This window comes from Kocuria sp. WN036, assembly GCF_002287015.1.
In the GTDB taxonomy this organism is placed as follows: Bacteria; Actinomycetota; Actinomycetes; order Actinomycetales; family Micrococcaceae; genus Kocuria; species Kocuria rosea.
Window position 1 is genome coordinate 30,712 of sequence record NZ_NSKF01000022.1, and the last position, 22,371, is coordinate 53,082.

Here is a 22,371-nt window from a genome sequence, read left to right on the forward strand (position 1 = left end):
CGGCGGACCGGCCGGTCGACACCCGGGAGGCGGCCGTCACCCGTACCGACGCACCTCGTGGAAGAAGGAGTCGATGGTGTGCAGGCCGCCGGTGCCGGCGACCGTGTCGTAGACGTGCTTGCCCACCGCGAGGTCGAGAACGCCCAGGCCGAACGGCGAGAAGACCACGGTCCGGTCCGCCGGCACCTCCACGGTGCCGGTCATGACGTCGTACAGCGTGCCGGCGAGGAAGTCCCGCGAGCCGGTGAGCTGCTCGGTCAGGTGCACGGACGTCTGGGCCTTGAGGCAGTGCTCCACGTCGTCGACGATGTTCGTGGCGGCGAGGATGACCTCGGGCCCGAGGTCACGCAGCGAGATGTGGAGCACGAGCGGGTGGTGCTCGAACCACGACGGGTCGGTGACGTGCGGCTCTCCCGCCGTGGTCGCGAACACGACCAGGTCGCTCGAGCGGATCAGCGACTCGGCGTCCTCGTGGACGGTGACCGTGCTCTCGGGCGCGGAGCGCTCGAGGTAGCCGCGGAAGCCCTCGCAGCTGCCCGGCAGCAGGTCGAACACCCCCACCTCGTCGAAGCCCCAACCGGTGTCCGCCAGGAACGCGTGGACGAAGCGGGCGATGAGCCCGACGCCGAAGAAGCCCACCCGCGTGGGGCGCCCCCGCTCCCGGCTGAGCCAGTCCGCGGCCAGGGCCGCGGAGGCGGCGGTCCGGGAGGCGCTGATGATGGAGCTCTCCAGGCAGGCGAAAGGGTAGCCGGTGTCCGGATCGTTGAGGATCAGCACGGCGGAGGCCCTCGGGATGCCGAACTCCACGTTGGTGGGGAAGCTGGAGATCCACTTCAGGCCGTCCACGGCACGGGGTCCCCCCAGGGAGGCGGGCAGCGCGATGATCCGTCCGGTCGGGCGGTCCGGGAACCGCAGGAAGTACGACGGCGGGTTCACCGTCTGTCCGGCGCCGTGCAGCCGGTAGGTGTCCTCCACCAGCGCGACGATCTCGGCCCGGTGCCCCTGCAGCACCTGGTCGACCTCCGCGCCGGAGACGACCGCGAAGGACGGGATGGTCGGTTGCCGTCCGGGGGCGTCCTGCCGGTGGTCCGTGCCGGGTCCGCTTGTCAGTGTCATCGTCCCTCCTCCTCCGAGGCCGTGCCCTGCAGCGACACCGGGTCGCTCATGGCGACGAGGATCTCCCGCTCGCCCTCGTACGGTTCGCGGCTGTGCGCCGTCCGGACGTTGTCCACGAGCATCAGGTCGCCGGCGCGCCACGGTTCGCGCAGCGTGTGCGACTCGTAGATCTCGTTCAGCATGGCCACGACGTCCTCGCCGATGGGGTCGCCGTTGCCGAACGCCGTCGTGAACGGGAGGCCGTCCTCCTCGTACATGTCCACGAGGTACTCGCGGACCTCCGGGTCGATCGTCCACTCGCTGAGGAAGGCGACCTGGTTGAACCAGCAGCGCTCCCCGGTGACGGGGTGACGGACGATCGCGGCGCGGCGCTGACGCGTGCGCAGGCCGCCGTCGGGCTGCCACTCGAGCTCGATCCGGTTCTCCGCGCAGTAGCGTTCGACCGCGGCGCGGTCGTCCGTGCCGAAGGCGTCCGCGACGGAGGCGCCGATCTCGTCGTTGTAGTTGCGGATCAGCATCCAGCCGTCGCGCTCGAACCGCGCGACCAGGTCCGCGGGAAGGGCGCGCAGCACCGCCTGGGAGTCCGCGACACCGGTCACCCCGCCGGCGGCCGGGGCGGTGAGGCAGGCGAGGAGCAGCAGTCCGGGGGCGTGGAGCGTGTAGCTCAGCTCGTGGTGCATGCACATGGGTTGGTTCGCCGGCCAGGTGGCCGAGGAGTACACGCCGGGCGCATAGGAACTGCGGGCGGCGAAGGCCTCCCGCTCGGTCATCAGCTCCGGGCTGACGGCCCGGAACACGGCGGCGACCTGGTCGGGGTGGGACAGCCCGAGGCCGCGCACGAGGACGGCCCCGTGCCGGGCGACGGTCGCCCGCAGCGCGTCACGGTGCTGCTGGGCCCAGGACACCGGGTCGCCCGGCGGAGAGACCAGGGCGGTGGCCGGCGCACCCGGGCGCGCGTCGACGTCGAGCTCCGGAGGTGCGGAGGTGGCGGACATGGTGGTTCCTTCCGGTGGTATCACGGTTGGGCGGGTGAGCCGGCCGCGGCGGACCTGGAGTCCAGCTCCGTGGCGAGATCGGTGAGGACCGGGTGGCTGAGGAGGTCCTTGAGCGAGACCTTCCGGTCCAGGGCGATGGCGAGCCGGACGGCGGTGAGCGACGTGCCGCCGCGCTCGAAGAAGTGGTCACGGCGGTCGATCCCGTCCTCCGGCACGGCGAGCACGCGCGACCACGCCGCCGCCAGCCACTGCTCGGTGGGGGTGCGCGGAGGCTCGAGGGAGCGGCCCTCGGGCTCGGCGTCCGCCGCCAGCGCGGTGAGGCGCTTGCGGTCGATCTTGCCGTTGGCCGTCAGCGGGAGGGCCGGCTGCCACTGGAACACCTGCGGGACCATGTACCCGGGCAGCGACTGCGCCAGTCGCTCGCGCAGCGTGCCGGAGTCCAGCGGCTCGGGGGCGTGGTAGAAGGCGACCAGGTGCTTGCCCCGGTCCGGTCGCTCCGCCACGACGACCGCCCCGTCGCGGACTCCGGGAACCCGCAGGAGGGCGTTCTCGATGTCGCCGATCTCGATCCGGAACCCGGAGATCTTGACCTGGTTGTCCCGCCGGCCCAGGTACTCCAGCCTGCCGTCCGGCGACCAGCGACCGTAGTCACCCGCCCGGTAGAGCCGCGCGCCGTCCACATGGGGATCGGCGGAGTACACCTGTGCCGTCCGCTCCGGGTCGTTGACGTACCCGCGGCCCACGCACACTCCGGAGAAGGCGATCTCGCCCGGTGCTCCGAGCGGCACGAGCCGCTGCCGCTCGTCGAGGAGATGGATCCGCACGTTCGGGACCGGCCGGCCCAGCGGCACGTGATCGCCCGCCGGCGCGGCGCTCATCACCTCGTGGTTCGTGTCGTCCGAGGTCTCCGTCAGTCCGTAGGCGTTGACGAGCTTGACGTCGGGCAGCACGTCGAACCAGCGGCGGACCAGCTCCTGCTTCAGGGCCTCCCCGGTCGCCGAGACGCTGCGAAGACGGGGCAGGTCGCGTGGCCTGCCCTCCAGGTAGGCCACCACCGCGTCCAGGTACGAGGGGACGACCTGGAAGACCGCGACCTGGCCCTGTTCCACCGTGTCGACGAACCGCTCGACGTCGAGGATCCGGTCCTGGCCGACGATGAGGGTGCGGCCGCCGACGAGCAGGGCCGACACCAGCTGCCACAGGGAGATGTCGAAGCACTGGGGGGCGCTCTGGGCCACGACGTCGCCGGGGCCGATCCCCAGGTCCTCGATCTTGGCGTACAGGTGGTTCAGCATCCCGTCGTGCTCGCACATCGCGCCTTTCGGCTCACCCGTGGAGCCCGAGGTGAAGTAGATGTACGCGAGCTGGTCCGGACGCACCGCCAGGCCGAGGTCGTGGGTCGCGTGTCCTTCGGCCTCCACATCCTCGACGTGGAGCGTCGTCACGGCCGGCATCCCGGCGAGCGCCCCGTCCAGCGAGGTGGTGCTGCCCTCCTCGGTCAGCACCGTCCGGCACCCGGCCCGGGTGAGCGTCTTCGCGATCCGGTCGGAGGGGAAGTGCGGTTCGAGCGGCAGGTACGCGCCGCCGGCCTTGAGGATGCCGATGACGGCGGCCATCCACTCGAGGTTCCGCTCGGCGACGACCGCCACGACGTCCTCCGCCTGCAGGCCGCGCGCGAGCAGGGCGCGGGCGATCCGGTTGGCGCGGGCGTTGAGCTCGGCGTACGTCCACTGTCGCGTGTCCTGGACGGCCGCGAGGCGCTCGGGATGCTGCCGGACGCGATCCTCGAAGAGCTCGTGGAAGCGTCGCCGGGGCCGGGGCCGCACGGGCCCGGCCAGCTGCTCGAGCTGGAGGCGCCGCTCGTCCGGGGCGACCAGGTCGGCGTCCGCGGGCTCCGCCTCGGGGTCGGCGGTCAGGTGGCGGAGTGCGGTCAGGTGGTAGCCGGCGATCCGCAGGGCGGCACCGGCGTCGAGGACGTCCTGTCGGTAGCGCAGGCGGAGCACCTCGCCCCCGGTCACCTGCCGGGGGGAGACGCCGAGCACGACGCCCTCCGGCAGCTCGGCACCGGCGTCCTGGCCGGTGTCGAGGACCACCTCGTATCCCGCAGGAGCCGCCTGGTGCGGAGCCTGTCCCTGCCCGGACTGCCCGGACTGCTCGGCGCGGGCCTGGGTCTGCCTGACGTGCGCCTCGCGGATCAGGGCCCGCCAGGACGGCCGGCCCAGATCGAGGGTGCACGGCCAGGTGCCCGCCGCGTCCTTGCAGCCGGTGGTGATCTCCTGCTCGCCGGACAGGGCCTGGAGCACCCGCGCGTGGGCCGCCAGCCAGACCGAGTCCGGTGCCACCTCCCAGTCCCGGGCCAGGGACCGCACCGAGGTGCTCAGGTCCTCGGGCACCGCCACCTCGACCTGTGCCTGACCGGGCCGGCGGTCCTGTGTCCACCGCGGGATCTGCGTCGGTGCGGTCCTGGGGAGGGCGGGACGGCCGGGGGTCCGTTCCGTCGAGTGCTCCGCGACGGCCCTGCAGGTGAGCGCACGAGTGGTGGTCATGACAGGGGCCTTTCCAAGGCGACGGGGGACGTGGTGGCGGCACGGGCCTCGTCGGCCGGGTTGCCGCCCCACAGGGATCCCCGAGAGAGGGTGGTTCCCTTCATCACGAAGGAGTCGGTGGCGACGACGACGCCGTCCTCGACGGTCACGCCGTAGTGGACGAGTGCGGCGACGCCGAGCGTGACGTCGTCACCGATGACGTCCTGGTCGGACTTGAACATGCCGTCCTCCTGGGAGTGGCACTGGATGTTGGTCCCGGCGTTCAGCGTGCAGCGGGAGCCGATCGACACGAGGCTCCGCTCGGGGATCGAGCAGCCGTCGTCGAAGACCCGGCTCCCCATTCGCACGCCCAGCCGCCGCCAGACGAGCGGCTTGAACACCGTCCCGTTGAGCATGTTCAGGCGGAGGTTGACGATCTGCAGCTTCCAGTACCGCTCGTGCCACCAGAAGTACGGCTTGTAGATGGAGCAGAGCTGAGGTCGGAGTCCCCGGAACCGCGTCATGACGTTCTCGATCCCGATGGGGACCATCAGCCCGACCACGAGCAGCACGACGAACGACGCGGAGAAGGCCAGGACACCGAACCTGTCGGACAGCTCGAGGGCGGCGAACGCGGCCAGCACGGCCAGCGACGCGTTGAGCCACCGCACCAGCAGGAAGAGGGCCATCGTGCGCAGGTTGTGCTTGTTCTTTGCGGAGAGGGCCCGGTGGAAGCGGGCGGGGTCCGCATGCTCCTCGAGCGGGGCGTCCCGCAGGACCGAGCGGGGGATCTCGAACGCCGGTGACCCGAGCAGTCCCACGTCGCGGCGCACCGGGCCGTCGACGGGAACCATCACTTTGGTCGCGAGCAGACAGTTGTCCCCGGTCCTGGCCCCGGCCGGGTAGAGCACGAAGTTCCCGAGAAAGTTGTGCGCGCCGATCGTGACCGGACTGATCTTGAACGACGTCGCCGAGTAGTCGGTGTTCATGAACGACACCCCGTCGGCGATCATCGTGCCGGTGCCGATCGTCGACAGGTACGGGTTGTCGTGCTTGAACAGAGTGCCCAGGTTCGAGCCGGTCTGCTGCAGCAGGGGCTGCTGGTACCCGATGGCACGGGCGTAGTTCACGACGTAGGAGCTGTCACCGAAGAGGGTCCCGAGCACGGGGCTGTTGGTCATTCGCTCCACCGCTCGTTCCGCCGCGTGCCGCAGTCCGAACAGGGGATACACCGTGTCGGGCTTCAACAGGAGCTGGAGCGCCCGCGGGACGGTCGTCATGACGGCCAGCACCACGATCGTCCCTCCGAGGACGCCAACGCCGGCGAAGGCCACCGCGTCGGCGTAGAAGACCCAGTTGGTGAACGCGTGCGGTTGCGACTCCAGGAGCGCGGCCACGCGCGGGAAGGCCAGGACGACCAGGATCATCGTCAGTCCCAGCATGATGCGGCCCAGCGCGAGCGTGGCAACGAGCTGTGCCACGGCGTACACGGCCCGCCGCCACGGGCGGTAGGGCATGGCGTCGACCGTGTCGAAGGCGGTCTCCGTGCGTCGGCCCGGCGAACCGTGCCAGCGCTCGCCCCCGGGCACAGTCTGACCGGTGTACAGCGTGGACCGGTGGGCCAGCTGGGAACCGTCCCCCATCGTCGTGCCGATGTCCAGGACGCTGCCCTCGCCGACGATCACGTCCCGGCCCAGTGTCACGGCGCCGGTCTGGATGACTCCGCCGTGGGCCCGATAGCCGTTGGCGTACACGTCCTTGCGGATCACCGTCCCGTCCCCGATCGTGATCAGGTCGGTGCACACCGGCAGGTGAGTGGTCAGGATCGTCACGTTGCGCCCGACCTTGGCGCCCATGGCCCGCAGGTAGAGAGGGGTCAGCGGGGAACCGGTCATCAGGGCGAGGGGGCAGGTGCGCATGACGGTCTTGACCGTCCAGAACCGGAAGTAGGCCAGGCTCCAGATCCGGATCTCCCCGGACCGGAAGCGCCCGAGAAGGATCCACTTCGCCGCGACCGGCAGGATGCACAGCAGCAGGAACGTCGCGGCGCCGAGGGCGACCGACCGCAGGTAGAGCTCCCCGAAGCCCATCCCGTGGCCCACCCAGTGGTGGTTGCCCGGCCCCGCGGCCGGGAACACCCACAGGTATCCCACGACGGCGACTGCGCCGGCGAGCAGGCAGTAGCCGAGGTAGACGAGCACCTGCAGGACTCCACAGGTGACGTATTCCCACGTCCGGGCGTCCATGGGCGCCGGTGTCCCCGGCACGGAGGCCACGAGCGGATCCGGCTCCTGCGGCTGGTCCTGCTGCGCGGCGCCGCTCAGCGCCGCGGCGAGGGCCGAGACGCTCGGACTGCTGTAGACGTCCTTCATGGACACCGACGGCAGGTCCGGCTGCTTGCGCACCCGGGCGCAGAACCGCGCCATCACCAGGGAGTCCGCGCCCAGGTCGTCGAAGAAGTCGGCGTCCACCGGCACCCGGTCCACGCCCAGCACCCCGGTCAGCACCTCGGCCAGCCGGTCCTGCACCGACACTGTCAGCGGTGCCGCCGGGGCGAGAGCACCGACCAGCGAGGTGATCGTCGGGTGCTGGTAGATGTCCTTCATGGACACCGCCGGCAGGTCGGACTGCTTGCGCACCCGGGCGCAGAAGCGCGCCATCACCAGGGAGTCCGCGCCCAGGTCGGCGAAGAAGTCGGCGTCCACGGGGATGTCGTCCTGCTGCACCACCGAGGCGAGAAGATCCGCCAGCCGGCGCTCGAGCGGCAGGTCCGCGCCGGTCCTCTCGACGGCCGGTGCGGACGGTGGCTCGCGCCTGGTGGGGACCGAGATCGGGGGGAGGGGAGACGCCGGGGGGGCGTCGGCGAGCTTCTTCACTGCGAGAGACTCCTCGGGGAGGAGGTGGCCGCGGAACCGGTCACCGGTGTGGTTGCCGCCTGCCGACGCCATGACACCTGGTGGTGCGGTCGGCTCAGAGCGGCTGTCGAGTCGGAGCCGGCGAGCGCCTCGGCACCGAAGTGGTCGAGGACCCAGTCCCGCTGATAGATGGTGTCCAGGTAGGGGCGGCCCATGTCCGGGGAGATGGCCACCGCGGTGACGTCCTCGGCGTGGTGGTCCGCGAGCCACGTCATGGCGCCGTGGACGACGGTCCCGGTGGAGCCGCCGAGCAGGAACCCGCGCCCGGCCAGGCGGTGGCAGGTGCGCACCGTGTCCAGCTCCTCGACCATCACCACATCGTCGATCAGGGACTCGTCGAGCTGGGGCGGCCGCACGCTCATGCCGAGCCCGGGGATCAGACGGGTGGCCGGCGGGCGACCGAAGGAGACCGAGCCGACGGCGTCCACCGCGACGATCCGGACGTCGGGCCGGTGCTCCTTGAAGTACCGCGCGCAGCCCATGAGCGTGCCCGTGGTCCCGGCCCCCACGAACAGCACCTCGAGCTCGGGGAACTGGGCCTCGATCTCGGGGGCGGTCCAGCGGTAGTGCGCTCCCCAGTTGCCGGGGCTGGTGTACTGGTTGAGCCAGACGTACCGCTCGTCGGACCTGCACAACTCCCGGACGTGGTTGAGCCGGGCGCCGAGGAAGCCGTCGACGGGGTCCGGCTCGGTGACCAGGTCGACGTGCGCCCCGAGCGACTCCATGAGCTGCCGGGTCGCGGGATTGCAGCGCGGGTCGATCACGCACACGAAGCTGTATCCCTTGCTGGCGGCGATCATGCTGAGTGCGACGCCGAGGTTCCCGGAGGAGGATTCCACGAGCACGGAGCCGGGGCCGACCCGTCCTTCCCGCTCGGCCCGCTCGACCATCTCCCTGGCGGGCTTGAGCTTGATCGAGCCGGCGAAGTTGAACCCCTCGATCTTCAGGTAGAGGTGGCGGCTCAGCACGCCCTCCAGATCGATGAACAGACTCTCCTCGTTGAACAGGTGCGGAGCCTTGATGATGGACATAGTGTTCCTCGTTCTCTCGCCGTGCGCTCGATCCGTGAGGAGGGCGCGGGGACGGCGTTCTGCATTCGGGTCGGCTCGTAGCTCGGCTGACGGGCACCGCAAGGACCCTCTTCTCGGCATGCCGGTCGACGAGGGCTCCGTCCTGCGGGGCGCGGTCCCGACGAATCGGTGCAACGCTGCGCTGTGAGCCCGGAGCGATCGACGGCTGTGAGTCCCCCACTCGCGGCAGGAGCCGCAGGACAGTGGTGCCAGCCGCGAAGGCGGCGGTCGTGACTGCTCAGGTGGTTCTTCTCATGGGTCTGTCCCATCCGGTGGAGAAGCGAGATCCGCTTCGCGACTGGTGCCGGCCGGTGGCGCGTTCCCCCGAACGCCCGTTGGGCCCTGTGTATGGTTCGACGTCACCAAAGTAATCCCAGGTCAGGGGGCCTCGACCAACATTTGCGAAGATGACGGACACGATTCGGACACGGCCCCGCTCGGGGTCCGGATGATCGCGGAACCGGCTCTCCTCGTCAGCGCGGGTATCCGGGTGCCGACAACGGCACGTGACGGATGATCCTGACGTGATGGAGTGCTGGGTCCGGAAGGTGCTCCGCTCCGGGATCTCGAGCAAGCACGGCACAGGGCGAGTGAGTTGTTCGCCGCTCCCGCCGGACCCTGTTCCCCGAAGGGGGCCCGACATGCTTCAAGGATGACCGACGGGTCGGACGCTGTAGTCGGCTTCCGGATGGAGAAATCCTGTCCACCCGTGGTTGTACGCGGTGACGATCACGGGACGCGGACGGTCAGCGCCGCCCGCGACTCCGCACGGTCCGGACCGGTGGCCGGCGGAAGAGCCAGGTCCAGGATCCGCCACCCGGCCACGGGCCGCCCCGGGACGGGGCCCGCCCCGACCTCGTCGACGGAGGGCTCGCGGAACAGGCCCGATCCCATGGCCTTGAGCAGGGACTCCTTGCGCGCCCACACCGTGGTCACGGCGGCCGGCCGGTCCGCGGCGGGCAGGGTCCGCAGGGCGATGATCTCGGCGGGGTGGAGCAGGGGGACCACCTGCTCGGCGGCGACCGGGTCCTGGAGGCGTTCGACGTCCACCCCCACCTCGCGCTCGGCGGTGGCCACGAGCACCTGGTCGCCGCTGTGCGAGAGGGAGAAGTGCAGGGCGTGGTCCTCGAGCCGCGGCTTGGGCCGGGACCCCACGGCGGGAACGGGCGGTCCCAGGCGCAGCGAGGCCGGGTCCGCGCCGGTGCGGGCGGCGAGCTCGTGGCGCAGCACGCAGTGGGCGACCACGAACCGCCGCCGGTCGCTCTCGTGGCGGAACGCCGCGGCCCGTTTCCGCTCGTCCTCGTCCAGGCAGTCCCGGACAGACTCCGCCCAGCCGATCAGCGGGGCCACGCGGGCGAGCACGACCCGCACGTCCGCAGGGGCGCCCGGCACCGGCAGCTCGACCGTGCCGGGCACGCTCGGCGGGAGCGTCGTCACGACGACGGGCTCACCGGGAGCGGCCGGGATCGGCGCACGCCTCGAGGTCCTCGAGCAGGCGGTGCCGGTTCTCCGCGAGCGGGTGGTGGCCGCCAGGGTACTCGCGCCGCTGCACGGCCCCCGTGCTGACGGGACGCCAGGCGTCCATGCCGGCGGCGTCCACCGTGTGGTCCTCGCTGCCGCGCAGCAGCAGCAGGGGCGCCCCGACCGGGGCGGGGAGCCGGTCGTGGGCCATCGAGACCAGCAGGTCCGCGCGCAGGGCTGGCAGTTGCAGGGCCAGCAGCTCGGGGTTCGCCAGCACCGCCTCGGGGGTGCCGCCGAGCCGCCGCAGCCACCGGGCGAGCGCCTCGTCCGCGCCCGGGTCCTGCGGGTCGAGCCCGGCCCGCAAATCGTCGACCCCGTCGTCCGCCGCGTCCACGGCGCCCGGGGCGGTCTTCGCGGAAAGCGCGAGCAGCGACACCCGGATCCCCTCCCGGTGCTCGAGGAGCGAGGCGAGCTCGGCCGCGACGGAGGCGCCCATGCTGTGGCCCAGGACCACGAGCGGGACGTCCGAGGCCGCCCACGGCGCGCCGGCGACGGCCTCGGCCGCCTCCGCGGCGAGGGCGGCGACCGAGGGCGCCGGCGGCTCCCGGAAGCGGCTCTCCCGGCCGGGGTACTGGACGCCGAGGACGTGCACGTCCTCGCGGACGAGGAACCGCCAGTACCCGGCGGCCGCGCCCGAGGGCGGGCAGCAGAGCACCCGCAGCCGCGGCGTCCGGGCGGGGGCGCCGCTGCGCAGCCGGTCCTGCGCGGAGAGGTCCACGAGGCAGCGCCCGGGGGCGCCGGTCGGTCGGGTGCTCATCGGGGCCGGGCCGCCCGCCTCAGGAGATGGTCGCCAGAACGGCGCCGGCGGAGACGGTGTCCCCGGGGCTCACGGACAGCCCAGAGACCGTGCCCGACTTGTGGGCGGTCAGCGGCTGCTCCATCTTCATGGCCTCGAGCACCAGCACGAGATCGCCCTCGGCCACCTCGTCCCCGTTGTCCACCGCGATCTTCACGATGGTCCCCTGCATCGGGGAGCTCAGGCTGTCGCCGCTCGCCGCGGCGGTGCCGCCGCCGCGCGCGGAGCGGGACTTGCGGGGCTTGGCGGCGGTCCCGTTGGGCTTGGCCGTGCCGGGCAGGGCGGGCAGGACCACCTCGAGGCGCTTGCCGGAGACCTCGACGACGATCGCCTGGCGCTCCTCGGCCTCGGGCCCGGCCTGCGGGACGCCCTCGAAGGGCGGGATGGTGTTGTCGAACTCCGTCTCGATCCACCGCGTGTGCACGGAGAAGGGGGCGCCGTCCGCGGGGGCGAACGCGGGATCGGCGACGACGGCGCGGTGGAAGGGGACCACGGTGGGCATGCCCTCGATGCGCAGCTCGGCCAGCGCCCGGCGGGAGCGCTCGAGCGCCTGCTGCCGGGTGGCCCCGGTGACGATCAGCTTGGCGAGCATGGAGTCGAAGTTCCCGCCCACGGTCTCGCCGGCCTGCACACCGGAGTCCACGCGCACGCCGGGACCGCCGGGCAGGTCGAGGGCGGCGATGGTGCCGGGGGAGGGCATGAAGTGCCGTCCCGGGTCCTCGCCGTTGATGCGGAACTCGATCGAGTGGCCGCGGACCTCCGGGTCGTCGTAGCCGAGGGCCTCGCCGCGGGCCAGCCGGAACTGCTCCCGCACCAGGTCGATGCCCGTGACCTCCTCGGACACCGGGTGCTCCACCTGCAGGCGGGTGTTGACCTCCAGGAACGTGATCGTGCCGTCCTGGCCCACCAGGAACTCGCACGTGCCCGCGCCCTGATAGCCGGCCTCGCGCAGGATCGCCTTCGAGGAGGCGTAGAGCAGGCGGTTCTGCTCCTCGGACAGGAACGGCGCCGGCGCCTCCTCCACGAGCTTCTGGTTGCGCCGCTGCAGGGAGCAGTCGCGGGTGGAGACGACCACCACGTTGCCGTGGGCGTCGGCCAGGCACTGGGTCTCGACGTGCCGCGGGGCGTCCAGGAAGCGCTCCACGAAGCAGTCGCCGCGGCCGAACGCCGCGGTGGCCTCGCGCACGGCGGACTCGTAGAGCTCCGGGATGTCGTCGCGGTTGCGGACCACCTTGATGCCGCGGCCGCCGCCGCCGAACGCGGCCTTGATGGCCAGGGGCAGCCCGTGCTCGTCGGCGAACGCGAGGACCTCCTCGGCGGAGCCGACCGGGTCGGTGGTGCCGGGGACCTGCGGGGCGCCGACCTTCTCCGCGATGTGGCGGGCGGCCACCTTGTCGCCGAGCTTGGCGATGGCCGCGGGCGGGGGCCCGATCCAGGTCAGTCCGGCCTCGAGCACGGCGAGGGCGAACTCGGCGTTCTCGGACAGGAAGCCGTAGCCGGGGTGCACGGCGTCGGCTCCCGAGCGGGCGGCGACGTCGAGGATCTTGTCGATCACCAGGTACGAGTCCGCGGCGGTGGACCCGCCCAGCCCGTACGCCTCGTCCGCCGTGCGGGCGTGCAGGGCGTCCCGGTCCGGGTCGGCGTACACGGCCACGGAGGCGATGCCCTCGTCGCGGGCGGCGCGGATCACGCGCACCGCGATCTCGCCGCGGTTGGCGACGAGCACCTTGGTGATGGGGCGGATGGCGCCGTCCGCGGGGTTCTTACCGGTCACGTCTCACTCCTTGTCGAATCCTCCGATGCACTGTATTCCCCGTCGTGAGCAATCGCCCAACCACCCGGCGGCGGACCGGAAATGCGACGCCGTTTCTGTAGGAGTCCTACAAAGCGCAGACCGGTTCCGGCGGGGAGCGGTTCTCAGCGGCCGGCGGTCCACAGCTCGGGCACGCCGACGCCCGCCCGGCCGAGCAGCGTGCGCAGGGTGCTGAGGCTCAGGCCGACGACGGCGTGCACGTCGCCCTCCACCCGCTCCACGAATGCCGCGCCGAGCGAGTCGATGGTGAAGGACCCGGCCACCTCCAGGGGCTCGCCGGTGGCCACGTAGGCCGCGACCTCGTCGTCGGACATCTGCGCGAAGAACACCTCGGCGCTGGCGGGCGCACCGCCGCTCCAGCCGGTCCCGCCGTCCGCCGGGCTCCGCGTGTCCACGAGCCAGTGGCCCGTGTGGAGCACCCCCGAGCGCCCGCGCATGGCCCGGATCCGGGCGGTCGCCGTCGCGGCGTCCAGCGGCTTGCCGTGCACCTCGCCGTCGAGCTCGAAGACCGAGTCGCAGCCCACCACGAGGGCGCCGGCGGCCTCGGGCAGCGCCGCCACGGCCTCCGCCTTGGCCCGGGCCAGGACCATCGCGGTCTCCTCGGCGCCGGTCACGCCGCGCTCCCGGACCACGGCGTCCTCGTCCACATCGGAGACGAGCCGGTCGTGGCCGATCCCGGCGTCGGCCAGCAGCTTGGTGCGGGCGGGGGAGCGGGAGGCGAGGACGAGGCGGGGAGTCACCGTCCCAGGATACGCAGGCCGTGCGCGCGAGGGGCCGCGCTGCGCCCTCGCCCACGCGCGAGGGGCCGCGTCCTGCTGATGAGACGTTCTCCCACCGACAGGACGCGACCCCTCACGATCGCCCGGGACGGGACGCGACACCTCGCGTCCGCCCGGATCAGTACTCGACGACCACGCGGCCCTCGATCTTGCCCTTCTCCATCTCGTCGAGGATCGCGTTGACGTCCTCGAGCGGACGGGTGCTGTAGGTCGGGTGGATCAGACCGCGAGCGTAGAAGTCGAGGGCCTCGACCATGTCCTGGCGCGTGCCCACGATGGACCCCCGGATGGTCAGGCCCTTGAGCACGATGTCGAAGATCGGCGCCGGGAAGTCCCCGGGCGGCAGACCGTTGAACACGATCGTCCCGCCGCGGCGGACCATGCCGATCGCCTGGCCGAACGCGGCCGGGTGCACGGCGGTCACCAGCACGGCGTCCGCACCGCCCGGGATCTGCGCGAGCACGGCCTCGGCCGGGTCCTCCGCGAACGCGTTGACGGTGATCTCCGCGCCGTGCTTGCGGGCGAGGGCCAGCTTGTCGTCGGCGACATCGACCGCCGCGACCCGCAGGCCCATGGCCACCGCGTACTGCACGGCCAGGTGCCCCAGGCCGCCGATGCCGGAGATCACCACCCACTCCCCGGGCCGCGCCTCGGTCATCTTCAGGCCCTTGTAGACGGTGACCCCGGCGCACAGCACCGGCGCCACCTCGTACGGGTCGGCGCCCGCGGGGATCTGCGCGGCGAAGCGGGCGTCCACCAGCATGTACTGGCCGAAGGACCCGTCGATGCTGTAGCCGCCGTTGACCTGCTCCTCGCACAGCGTCTCCCAGCCGGTGCGGCAGTTGCGGCAGTGCCCGCACGCCGAGGCCAGCCAGGCGTTGCCCACGAGGTCGCCCTCCTGCACCTCCGTGACCCCCGGGCCGAGGGCCACCACCGTGCCCACGCCCTCGTGGCCCGGGACGAAGGGCGGGGTGGGCTGGACCGGCCAGTCGCCGTGGGCGGCGTGCAGGTCGGTGTGGCACACACCGGTCGAGATCAGCTTGACGAGGACCTGGCCGGGGCCGGGCTCGGGGACCGGGAGGTCCTTGACCTCCAGGGGCTGCCCGAAGGCGGTGACGACGGCGGCGGTCATGGTGCCGGGGACCGCGGTGGCCGCGGACTCCTGGACGGTCGGGGCTTGCTGGGCGTTCATGGTGCTCCTCCTGGAACGGGACGGACGGTCGGGACGGGCCGGGTGAGGGCGGTTTAGAAGAAGCCCTGGGCGTCCTCGGAGTAGGAGACCAGCAGGTTCTTGGTCTGCTGGTAGTGGTCCAGCATCATGAGGTGGTTCTCGCGGCCGATGCCGGAGGACTTGTAGCCGCCGAACGCGGAGTGGGCTGGGTAGTTGTGGTACTGGTTCACCCACACGCGCCCGGCCTGGATGTCGCGGCCGGCGCGGTAGGCCAGGTTGCCGTTGCGGGCCCAGACCCCGGCGCCGAGGCCGTAGAGGGTGTCGTTGGCGGTGGCCATGGCGTCGGCGTAGTCGGTGAAGCGGGTGACCGACAGGACGGGTCCGAAGATCTCCTCCTGGAAGATGCGCATCGAGTTCTCGCCCTCGAACACCGTGGGGGAGACGTAGAAGCCCTCGGCGAGGTCCCCGTCCAGGACGTTGCGCTCGCCGCCCACGAGGACCTTCGCGCCCTCCTGCTTGCCGATGTCGATGTAGGAGAGGATCTTCTGCAGCTGGTCGTTGGAGGCCTGCGCCCCGACCTGGGTGTCGAGGTCCAGGGGGTTGCCCTGGACCATGCCCTTGACCCGCTCGACGCCGTCGGCGAGCAGCCGGTCGTAGATCGAGCCCTGGATCAGGGCCCGCGAGGGGCAGGTGCAGACCTCGCCCTGGTTGAGGGCGAAGAACGCGAAGCCCTCCAGCGCCTTGTCGTAGAAGGAGTCCTGGGCCGCGGCGACGTCCTCGAAGAAGATGTTCGGGGACTTCCCGCCGAGCTCGAGGGTCACCGGAATGATGTTCTGGGACGCGTACTGCATGATCAGCCGGCCGGTGGTGGTCTCGCCGGTGAAGGCGATCTTGCGGATCCGGGGGCTGGAGGCCAGCGGCTTGCCGGCCTCCACGCCGAAGCCGTTGACCACGTTGACCACGCCCGGGGGCAGGATGTCCGCGAGCAGCTCCATGAGCACCATGATCGAGGCCGGGGTCTGCTCGGCCGGCTTGAGCACCACGGCGTTGCCCGCGGCCAGGGCCGGGGCGAGCTTCCACACGCCCATGAGGATCGGGAAGTTCCAGGGGATGATCTGGCCGACCACCCCGAGGGGCTCGTGGAAGTGGTAGGACGTGGTGTTGTCGTCGAGCTGGGAGAGGGTGCCCTCCTGGGCGCGGATGGCCCCGGCGAAGTAGCGGAAGTGGTCGATGGCCAGGGCGATGTCCGCGTTGATGGTCTCGCGCACGGGCTTGCCGTTGTCCCAGGTCTCGGCGACGGCGAGCATCTCGAGGTTCTGCTCCATCCGGTCGGCCACCCGGTGCAGCACGAGGGCCCGCTCGGCGACCGGGGTCTTGCCCCAGGCCGGGGCGGCGGCCCACGCGGCGTCGAGCGCGGCGTCGATGTCCTCGGCGGTGCCGCGGGCCACCTCCGTGAAGGGCTTGCCGTTGACCGGGGAGATGTTCTCGAAGTACTGGCCCTTGACCGGGGCCACCCACTGTCCGCCGATCCAGTGCTCGTAGCGGGGCTTGAAGGTGACCTTCGAGCCCTCGGTGCCCGGCTGCGCGTAGACGGTGGTGAGGGACTGGGTTTCAACGCTCATGGTGACCTGCTCCTGGTGCGTGACGGTGCGAGTGGCACGGGTGCGGACCGCCTCGTCCGCACCATCGTGTGATGCGGATCACGCTACGAGGGGTCACGTTGCACGCACGTTGCACGCACGGTGCGGCGGGCGACGGGGCAGGTCAGCGGCGGAGCCGCTCCAGCTCGAGCACGGCCTCGGCGCGGGCGGGGGAGCGGGCCGGCAGGAGGCGCAGCAGCAGCGCCCACGCCTCGGCGTCGTCGGCGGCCTCCGGCAGGGTGAGGTACTCGCGCACCGCCTCGGCCGAGCCGTCGGTCAGGACGGCCTCGCGCAGGAGCCCGGTGAGGCGGTGGCGCAGGGCCACGAGGGACGGCGCCTCGGAGTGGGGCAGCAGCGCCCCCGTGTACTCGCGCAGCGCCCGCCGGTGCGAGCCCCGGGCGAGCAGCTCGAGCACCCGGCCCGCGTCCGAGGGCAGCGGGGTCTCGAGCCGGTAGGGGCGGGAGGCGATCGCCGGCCCGCCCCGGGACTCGAGCAGCCGGCGCAGCCGCAGGACCTCGGCGCGCACCGTGGTCTCCTGCGCCCGGCCGGCCCACAGCTGCTCCGACAGCTCCGCGGTGCACAGGCCGCTGCCGGCGCGGGAGAGGGCCAGGAGGATCTCGGCGTGGCGCTCGGTGAGCTCCAGCGCCTGACCGTCCAGCACCAGCGCCGGCGGGGCGTCGCCGAGCACGCGCAGGAACGCGCCGTGGGCGGGGGCGGCGGCCGGCGCCGCGGCGGTCTCGGAGCGGCGGGCGGAGCGCAGGGCGAGGGCGAGCTCGGCCCGGGCGGCGCGCACCGCCGCGCCGACCAGCGCCCGGGTGGCGGGGGCCGCGGCGGCGTCCCCGCCCGTCAGGTCCACCGCCCCCAGCAGCGCCCCCGTGACGGGGTGCAGCAGCGGGGCGGCCGTGCAGGTCCAGGGCCGAGCCTCGGGGTAGAAGTGCTGCTCGCGGTGCACGGTCACGGGCCGGCGCAGGACCAGGGCGGTGCCCGGGGCGTTGGTGCCCACGGCCGGCTCGGACCAGTCGGCGCCCTCGACGAAGCCCATGGACTCGGCCCGCCGCCGGGTCGCGGCGCTGCCCCGCACCTGCAGGATCACGCCGCCGGGGTCCGTGACGGCCACGACCAGGCCGGTGTCCTCGGCCAGCGGGGTGAGCAGCTCGTCGAGCACGGGCATCAGCAGGCGCAGCGGGGAGCGGGCCTCCCGGACGTCGGGGCCGTCCAGCACGACCCGCGGGGTGCAGCGCTCGGGCGCCGAGAGGTGGTCCAGCGACCGGGCCCAGGACAGTCGCAGCAGCGGGTCCGTCGTCGTCGGTCCGTCCGCCGGTGCGCCCACGCGCCGCCTCCTGTCCCGTGCTGTGACCCAGCTCTCATGCCCGTCCCAGGGTAGCCCGTGACGCGTCTAGGAACAGCGAGGGGCGGGGAACTGCCGGAATGCGTCGAGCATTCTCGCAGTTCCCCGCCCCTCGCGGTGGGGACGGCGGCGCCGGGGCTCAGCGGACCCCGGTCGCCGCGGCCTCCTCGGGAGCGGCGTCCTCGGGGGTGGCGCCCTCGGGGGCGGCGTCCTCGGGAACGAAGGGGTCGCCGGAGCGCGGGGCGTCGTAGAGCTCCCGGTCCAGCAGCCCCTCGCGGTGGGCGACGATCGTGGGCACCAGGGCCTGGCCCGCCACGTTGAGCGCGGTGCGGCCCATGTCGATGATCGGGTCCACGGCCAGCAGGAGGCCCACGCCGTCGAGCGGCAGGCCCAGCGTGGACAGCGTCAGGGTGAGCATCACGGTGGCGCCCGTGGTGCCGGCGGTCGCCGCGGAGCCCAGCACGGACACGAGCGCGATGAGCACGTAGTGCGTGACGTCCAGCTCGATCCCGTAGAACTGCGCGACGAACAGGGCGGCGATCGCGGGGTAGACCGCGGCGCAGCCGTCCATCTTGGTGGTGGCCCCGAGCGGCACGGCGAAGGACGCGTAGGCGCGGGGCACGCCGAGGCTGCGCTCGGTGACGCGCTGCGTCAGGGGCATGGTGCCGACCGAGGAGCGGGAGACGAAGCCCAGCTGCACGGCCGGCCACACGCCGGAGAAGTACTGCCGGACGGAGAGCCCGTGCGCCTTGACCAGGGCCGGGTAGACCACGAACGCCACGACCAGCAGGCCGGCGTAGACGGTGGCGACGAACGCCAGGAGCCCGCCCATCGAGGTCCAGCCGTACTCGAACACGGCCCGGCCGATGAGCCCGAGGGTGCCCAGCGGGGCGAGGCGGATGATCCACCAGACCACCTTCTGCACCACGGCGAGCGCGGCCCGGACCACGGCCAGGAAGGGCTCGGCGGGGGCGCCCACCTTGAGCGCCGCGATGCCGACGGCGGCCGACACCACGAGCACCTGCAGCACGTTGAAGCCGAGGGAGGTCTGGACGGTCTCCGGGTCCACCACGGAGGAGGAGACCTGCAGGCCCAGGAAGTTGGCGGGGACCAGGCCGGTGAGGAAGCCCAGCCACGAGCCCTGCGTCCCGGTGTACGCCTCGGCGGGTGCGGCCGCGCCGCTGCCGGCGCCGGGCTGGACGACCAGGCCGAGCACCAGGCCGACCGTCACGGCGATCAGGGCGGTGATCCCGAACCACAGCAGCGTCTTCCACGCGAGCCGGGCGGCGTTGGAGACCTCCCGCAGGTTGGCGATCGAGGAGATCACCGCGGTCACGATGAGCGGGACCACGGCGGCCTTGAGCAGGCTGACGTAGCTGGTGCCGATGGTGTCCAGGGCGGTCATCAGCCAGTTGGGGTCCGTGTCGGGGTCGCCGCCCAGGGCGTCGGCCACGGTGCCCAGGACCACGCCCAGGAGGAGGGCGAGCACGATCTGCGGGCCGAAGGAGGTCATCCACCGGGGCAGCCGTCGAGTGCTTTCTGCGGAAATCATGTGGCCACGATAGGGCGCGGAAATATACAACACCGAATGACGGTGACGAAATATGACGCGGGAATGACGGAGGTCACAGGGCGAGCGCGTACCGCAGGGTGTCCAGGCCCACCGAGCCGACCCGCAGGGCGCGGGTGTGGAAGTCCTTGAGCAGGAACTCCGGGCCCGCCGCGGCGCGGGCCGCCTCCCGCGCCTGCTCCCACAGCTGCTGGCCCACCTTGTAGGACGGCGCCTGCCCGGGCCAGCCCATGTAGCGCATCCACTCGAAGCGCAGCATCGGGTCCGCCATCACGATGTTCGAGCGCAGGAACTGCCAGCCGTCCTCGGGCGTCCAGACCTCGCCGGGGCGGGCCCCGCCGAGGGCGTCCCCGAGCTCCGCGGGGATCCGGTAGCCGCAGTGGAAGCCGACGTCGAACACTACCCGCGCCGCCCGCAGCCGCTGGGCGTCCAGCATCCCCATCCGGTCCCCGGGGTCCTGCAGGTGGCCCAGCTCGTCCATGAGCCGCTCGGCGTACAGCGCCCAGCCCTCCCCGTGGCCCGAGACCCACACGCCCATCCGCCGCCACCGGTTGAGCTCGCCCGAGTTGGCGAGCGCGGTGGAGAACTGCAGGTGGTGGCCGGGGACGCCCTCGTGGTAGACGGTCGTGGTCTCCTCCCACGTGGTGAAGCTCCGGGTGCCCTCGGGCACGGACCACCACATGCGCCCGGGGCGGGAGAAGTCGGCGCTGGGCATCGAGTACCAGATCCCGCCGTCGTGGGTCGGGGCGATGCGGCACTCGAGCCGGCGCATGGGGCCGGTGAGCTCGAAGTGCGTGTCCGCGAGGGCGTCCACGGCGGCGTCGGAGAGGTCCTGCATCCACGCCTGCAGCGCGTCGGTGCCGTGCAGCTGCCGCGCCGGGTCCGCGTCCAGGGCCGCCATGGCCTCGGCGACCGTGGCGCCGGGGGCGATCCGGCGGGCGAGCTGCTCCTGCTCCGCCACGATCGTGCGCAGCTGCTCCACGCCCCACGCGTAGACCGTGGCCGGGTCCAGGACGGCGCCCAGGAACTCCTGCAGGCGCAGCGTGTACACGTCCGGTCCCACCGCGTCCGTGCGGGGCGCGTCCGCGGCGAGCTCCCTGCCCAGCACGGCGGCGAGGCCCCGGTAGGCGCGCCGCGCCGCCTCGGCCGCCTCCCCGACCTGCTGCCGCAGCGCCTCGGGGACGCGGGGGCTGCGCGCCAGCCGGTCGAAGAAGCCGTGGCGCGCCGCGTAGCCGGTGCACTGCCGGGCGGCGTTGCGCAGCTGCGCCGCGGAGGCCGAGCGGCCGAGGGAGCGGGCGTGCCGCAGGCCCAGGAGGTAGGAGTCCACGGCGGCGGGCACGGCGCGCAGCCGGCCGGCGAGGTGCGCCCAGTCCTCGGCGGTGCTCCGGGGCAGGTCGTCGAAGACCTCCCGGATCTCCTGCACCGGGGAGGAGATGTTGTTGACCTCCCAGCCCCGCAGCCCCTCCTCGTGCAGGAGCAGGTCCAGGCCCAGGCGCTCGCGCAGGGCGTGGCCGGTGATCCGGTCGACGTCGTCGACCGGGGCCGCGCGCTCGAGCTCCGCCAGCGTCCGGCGGGCGGCGTCGGCGTGGGCCTCCAGGCCCTCGGGCCCGAAGTCGCGGTACTCGGTCTCGTGCCCGGGAAAGCCGTGCACGGTGGCCTGGGCCGGGTCCAGCTCCATGGCGCGCGCGAACCAGCGCTCGGCCACGGCGTCCACGTCCGTGGGCTCGCGCCGCCCCGTGCCGAGGGGCGCGGGGCCGGCGCCGGTCAGGGGGTCGGGCCGTTGATCGGTCATGCACGTCACAGTAGCGCCGGGCGCTCCCTAGACTGCGGAGCATGTCCGCTCCTGCGCCGCGCGCGAACTCCGCGCCCCCCGCGACCGTCCCGGCCGGGCCCTCGGGGACCGCCGGGACCGGGCCCGCCCTGCTCGTGGTGGTCGCGGGGGTGGTGGGCGCCCTGCACGTGTGGAAGCTGGCCCCGGCGCTGCCCGTGCTCTCCGCCGAGCTCGGCCTGAGCCTGGTGCAGGGCGGGTTCCTGCTCTCCACCGTGCAGGTGGCCGGCATGCTGCTGGGCGTGGTGGTGGGTCTGTCCGGGGACCGGATCGGCCTGCGCCGGGGCCTGGTGCTCGGGCTGGGCCTGCTCACCGCCGGCTCCGTGACGGGACTGCTCTCCACGGGGTACGGCCCGCTGCTGGGCTCCCGGGTGCTGGAGGGCGTGGGGTTCATGCTCGTGTCGATCTGCGCCCCGGCCCTGATCCGGCGCACCGTGGCCCCGGCCCGGGTGTCCCTGCTGGTGGGGCTGTGGGGCTGCCACATCCCGGTCGCCGCGGCCCTCTCCCTGCTCCTCGGCGGGCTGCTCAGCGAGGCCCTCGGCTGGCGCACCTGGTGGGCGGCCGCCGCGGCCGGCTCCGCGCTCCTGGGCGTGCTGGTGCTCGCCGTGCTCCCGCCGGACCCGGCCCACACGGTGGTGCACGGGGTGCGGCAGCGCCTCGGGCTGACCCTGCGCGCACCGGGGCCGTGGCTCGTGGCCGCGGTCTTCGGTCTCTACACCGCCCAGTGGAACGGGGTGGTGCAGTTCCTGCCCTCCATGTACGCCGAGGCCGGGATCGCGGCGGGCGCCGCCGCGGGGCTCAGCGCGCTCGCCGCGGGGGTCAACGTGGTGGGCAACCTGGGCGCGGGCCGGGCCCTGCATCGCGGGGTGCGCCCCGTGGTGCTGTGGTGCACGGGCTTCGCCGTGCTGGGCCTGGCCGCCGTGGTCGCGTTCGGGATCGCCCCGCTGCTGGACGAGGGCGTGCGCTTCGGCGCCCGGTACGGCGCGGTCCTGGTGTTCTCCGCGGTGGGGGGAGTGGTGCCGACCACGGCGATCGCCAGCCTCATGCGCGTCGCGCCCACCCCCACCACGGTGGCCACCACGCTGGGCCTGGGCCAGCAGTTCAACGCCCTGGGCCAGTTCGCCGGCCCGCCCGCGGTCGCCTCGGTCGCGCAGGCGACCGGCTCCTGGGACCTGACGTGGGCGGTGACGGCGGTGCTCGCCCTGGCGGGCATCGCGGTGGCGCTCGTCGTCTCCCGGCGGATCCCCCGGGAGCCGTGACCGGGCGCCACCCGGGTCACGGCGT

15 protein-coding genes are annotated in these 22,371 nt (G+C 72.9%); 1 reads left to right on the forward strand and 14 read right to left on the reverse strand.

Annotated elements, in window-relative coordinates; genetic code table 11:
• Positions 1-36: 36 nt before the first annotated feature.
• The 14 genes from sbnB to CK505_RS13550 form a co-directional block, all read right to left on the reverse strand.
• Positions 37-1,116, reverse strand: a complete 1,080-nt coding sequence (gene sbnB, locus CK505_RS13485; RefSeq protein ID WP_052132900.1) for a 2,3-diaminopropionate biosynthesis protein SbnB — start codon at positions 1,114-1,116, stop codon at positions 37-39.
• Positions 1,113-2,111, reverse strand: coding sequence for a TauD/TfdA family dioxygenase (locus tag CK505_RS13490; protein WP_095651390.1), 999 nt, complete (start codon positions 2,109-2,111; stop codon positions 1,113-1,115). Before CK505_RS13490 ends, sbnB begins: the two co-directional genes overlap by 4 nt.
• 20 nt (positions 2,112-2,131) lie before the next feature.
• On the reverse strand, positions 2,132-4,657 hold the full coding sequence (locus tag CK505_RS13495; protein WP_095651391.1) for an amino acid adenylation domain-containing protein: 2,526 nt from the start codon (positions 4,655-4,657) through the stop codon (positions 2,132-2,134).
• Positions 4,654-7,512: a Pls/PosA family non-ribosomal peptide synthetase gene (locus CK505_RS13500; RefSeq protein WP_229587915.1), complete on the reverse strand. Its 2,859-nt coding sequence runs from the start codon at positions 7,510-7,512 to the stop codon at positions 4,654-4,656. The genes CK505_RS13495 and CK505_RS13500 overlap by 4 nt, the downstream gene beginning before the upstream one ends.
• Positions 7,509-8,582, reverse strand: coding sequence for a 2,3-diaminopropionate biosynthesis protein SbnA (gene sbnA / locus CK505_RS13505; RefSeq protein ID WP_035926464.1), 1,074 nt, complete (start codon positions 8,580-8,582; stop codon positions 7,509-7,511). The genes CK505_RS13500 and sbnA overlap by 4 nt, the downstream gene beginning before the upstream one ends.
• 768 nt (positions 8,583-9,350) lie before the next feature.
• The gene (locus CK505_RS13510; RefSeq protein ID WP_176475349.1) at positions 9,351-10,058 is read right to left on the reverse strand and encodes a 4'-phosphopantetheinyl transferase superfamily protein; all 708 of its coding nucleotides are present in this window, start codon (positions 10,056-10,058) and stop codon (positions 9,351-9,353) included.
• Between the two features lie 10 nt (positions 10,059-10,068).
• Positions 10,069-10,899, reverse strand: a complete 831-nt coding sequence (locus CK505_RS13515; protein ID WP_095651394.1) for a thioesterase II family protein — start codon at positions 10,897-10,899, stop codon at positions 10,069-10,071.
• Between the two features lie 19 nt (positions 10,900-10,918).
• Positions 10,919-12,712, reverse strand: a complete 1,794-nt coding sequence (locus CK505_RS13520) for a biotin carboxylase N-terminal domain-containing protein (RefSeq protein ID WP_095651395.1) — start codon at positions 12,710-12,712, stop codon at positions 10,919-10,921.
• A gap of 143 nt (positions 12,713-12,855) precedes the next feature.
• Entirely contained in the window at positions 12,856-13,491 is a 636-nt protein-coding gene (locus tag CK505_RS13525) for a nucleoside triphosphate pyrophosphatase (RefSeq protein ID WP_017834228.1), read from the reverse strand.
• Positions 13,492-13,648: 157 nt separating this feature from the next.
• Entirely contained in the window at positions 13,649-14,722 is a 1,074-nt protein-coding gene (gene adhP, locus CK505_RS13530) for an alcohol dehydrogenase AdhP (protein WP_017834229.1), read from the reverse strand.
• Between the two features lie 53 nt (positions 14,723-14,775).
• The gene (locus CK505_RS13535) at positions 14,776-16,323 is read right to left on the reverse strand and encodes an aldehyde dehydrogenase family protein (RefSeq protein ID WP_095651396.1); all 1,548 of its coding nucleotides are present in this window, start codon (positions 16,321-16,323) and stop codon (positions 14,776-14,778) included.
• Between the two features lie 142 nt (positions 16,324-16,465).
• The gene (locus CK505_RS13540; protein WP_095651397.1) at positions 16,466-17,671 is read right to left on the reverse strand and encodes a GAF domain-containing protein; all 1,206 of its coding nucleotides are present in this window, start codon (positions 17,669-17,671) and stop codon (positions 16,466-16,468) included.
• A 157-nt stretch (positions 17,672-17,828) separates the two neighbouring features.
• A complete protein-coding gene (locus CK505_RS13545; protein WP_095651398.1) occupies positions 17,829-19,241 on the reverse strand; it encodes a dicarboxylate/amino acid:cation symporter in 1,413 nt (470 codons plus the stop codon).
• 73 nt (positions 19,242-19,314) lie between these two features.
• On the reverse strand, positions 19,315-21,051 hold the full coding sequence (locus CK505_RS13550; RefSeq protein WP_176475350.1) for a DUF885 domain-containing protein: 1,737 nt from the start codon (positions 21,049-21,051) through the stop codon (positions 19,315-19,317).
• Positions 21,052-21,092: 41 nt separating this feature from the next.
• Here CK505_RS13550 and CK505_RS13555 point away from each other — a divergent pair, with 41 nt between their 5' ends.
• Positions 21,093-22,346, forward strand: coding sequence for a CynX/NimT family MFS transporter (locus tag CK505_RS13555; RefSeq protein WP_095651399.1), 1,254 nt, complete (start codon positions 21,093-21,095; stop codon positions 22,344-22,346).
• Positions 22,347-22,371 lie beyond the last annotated feature (25 nt).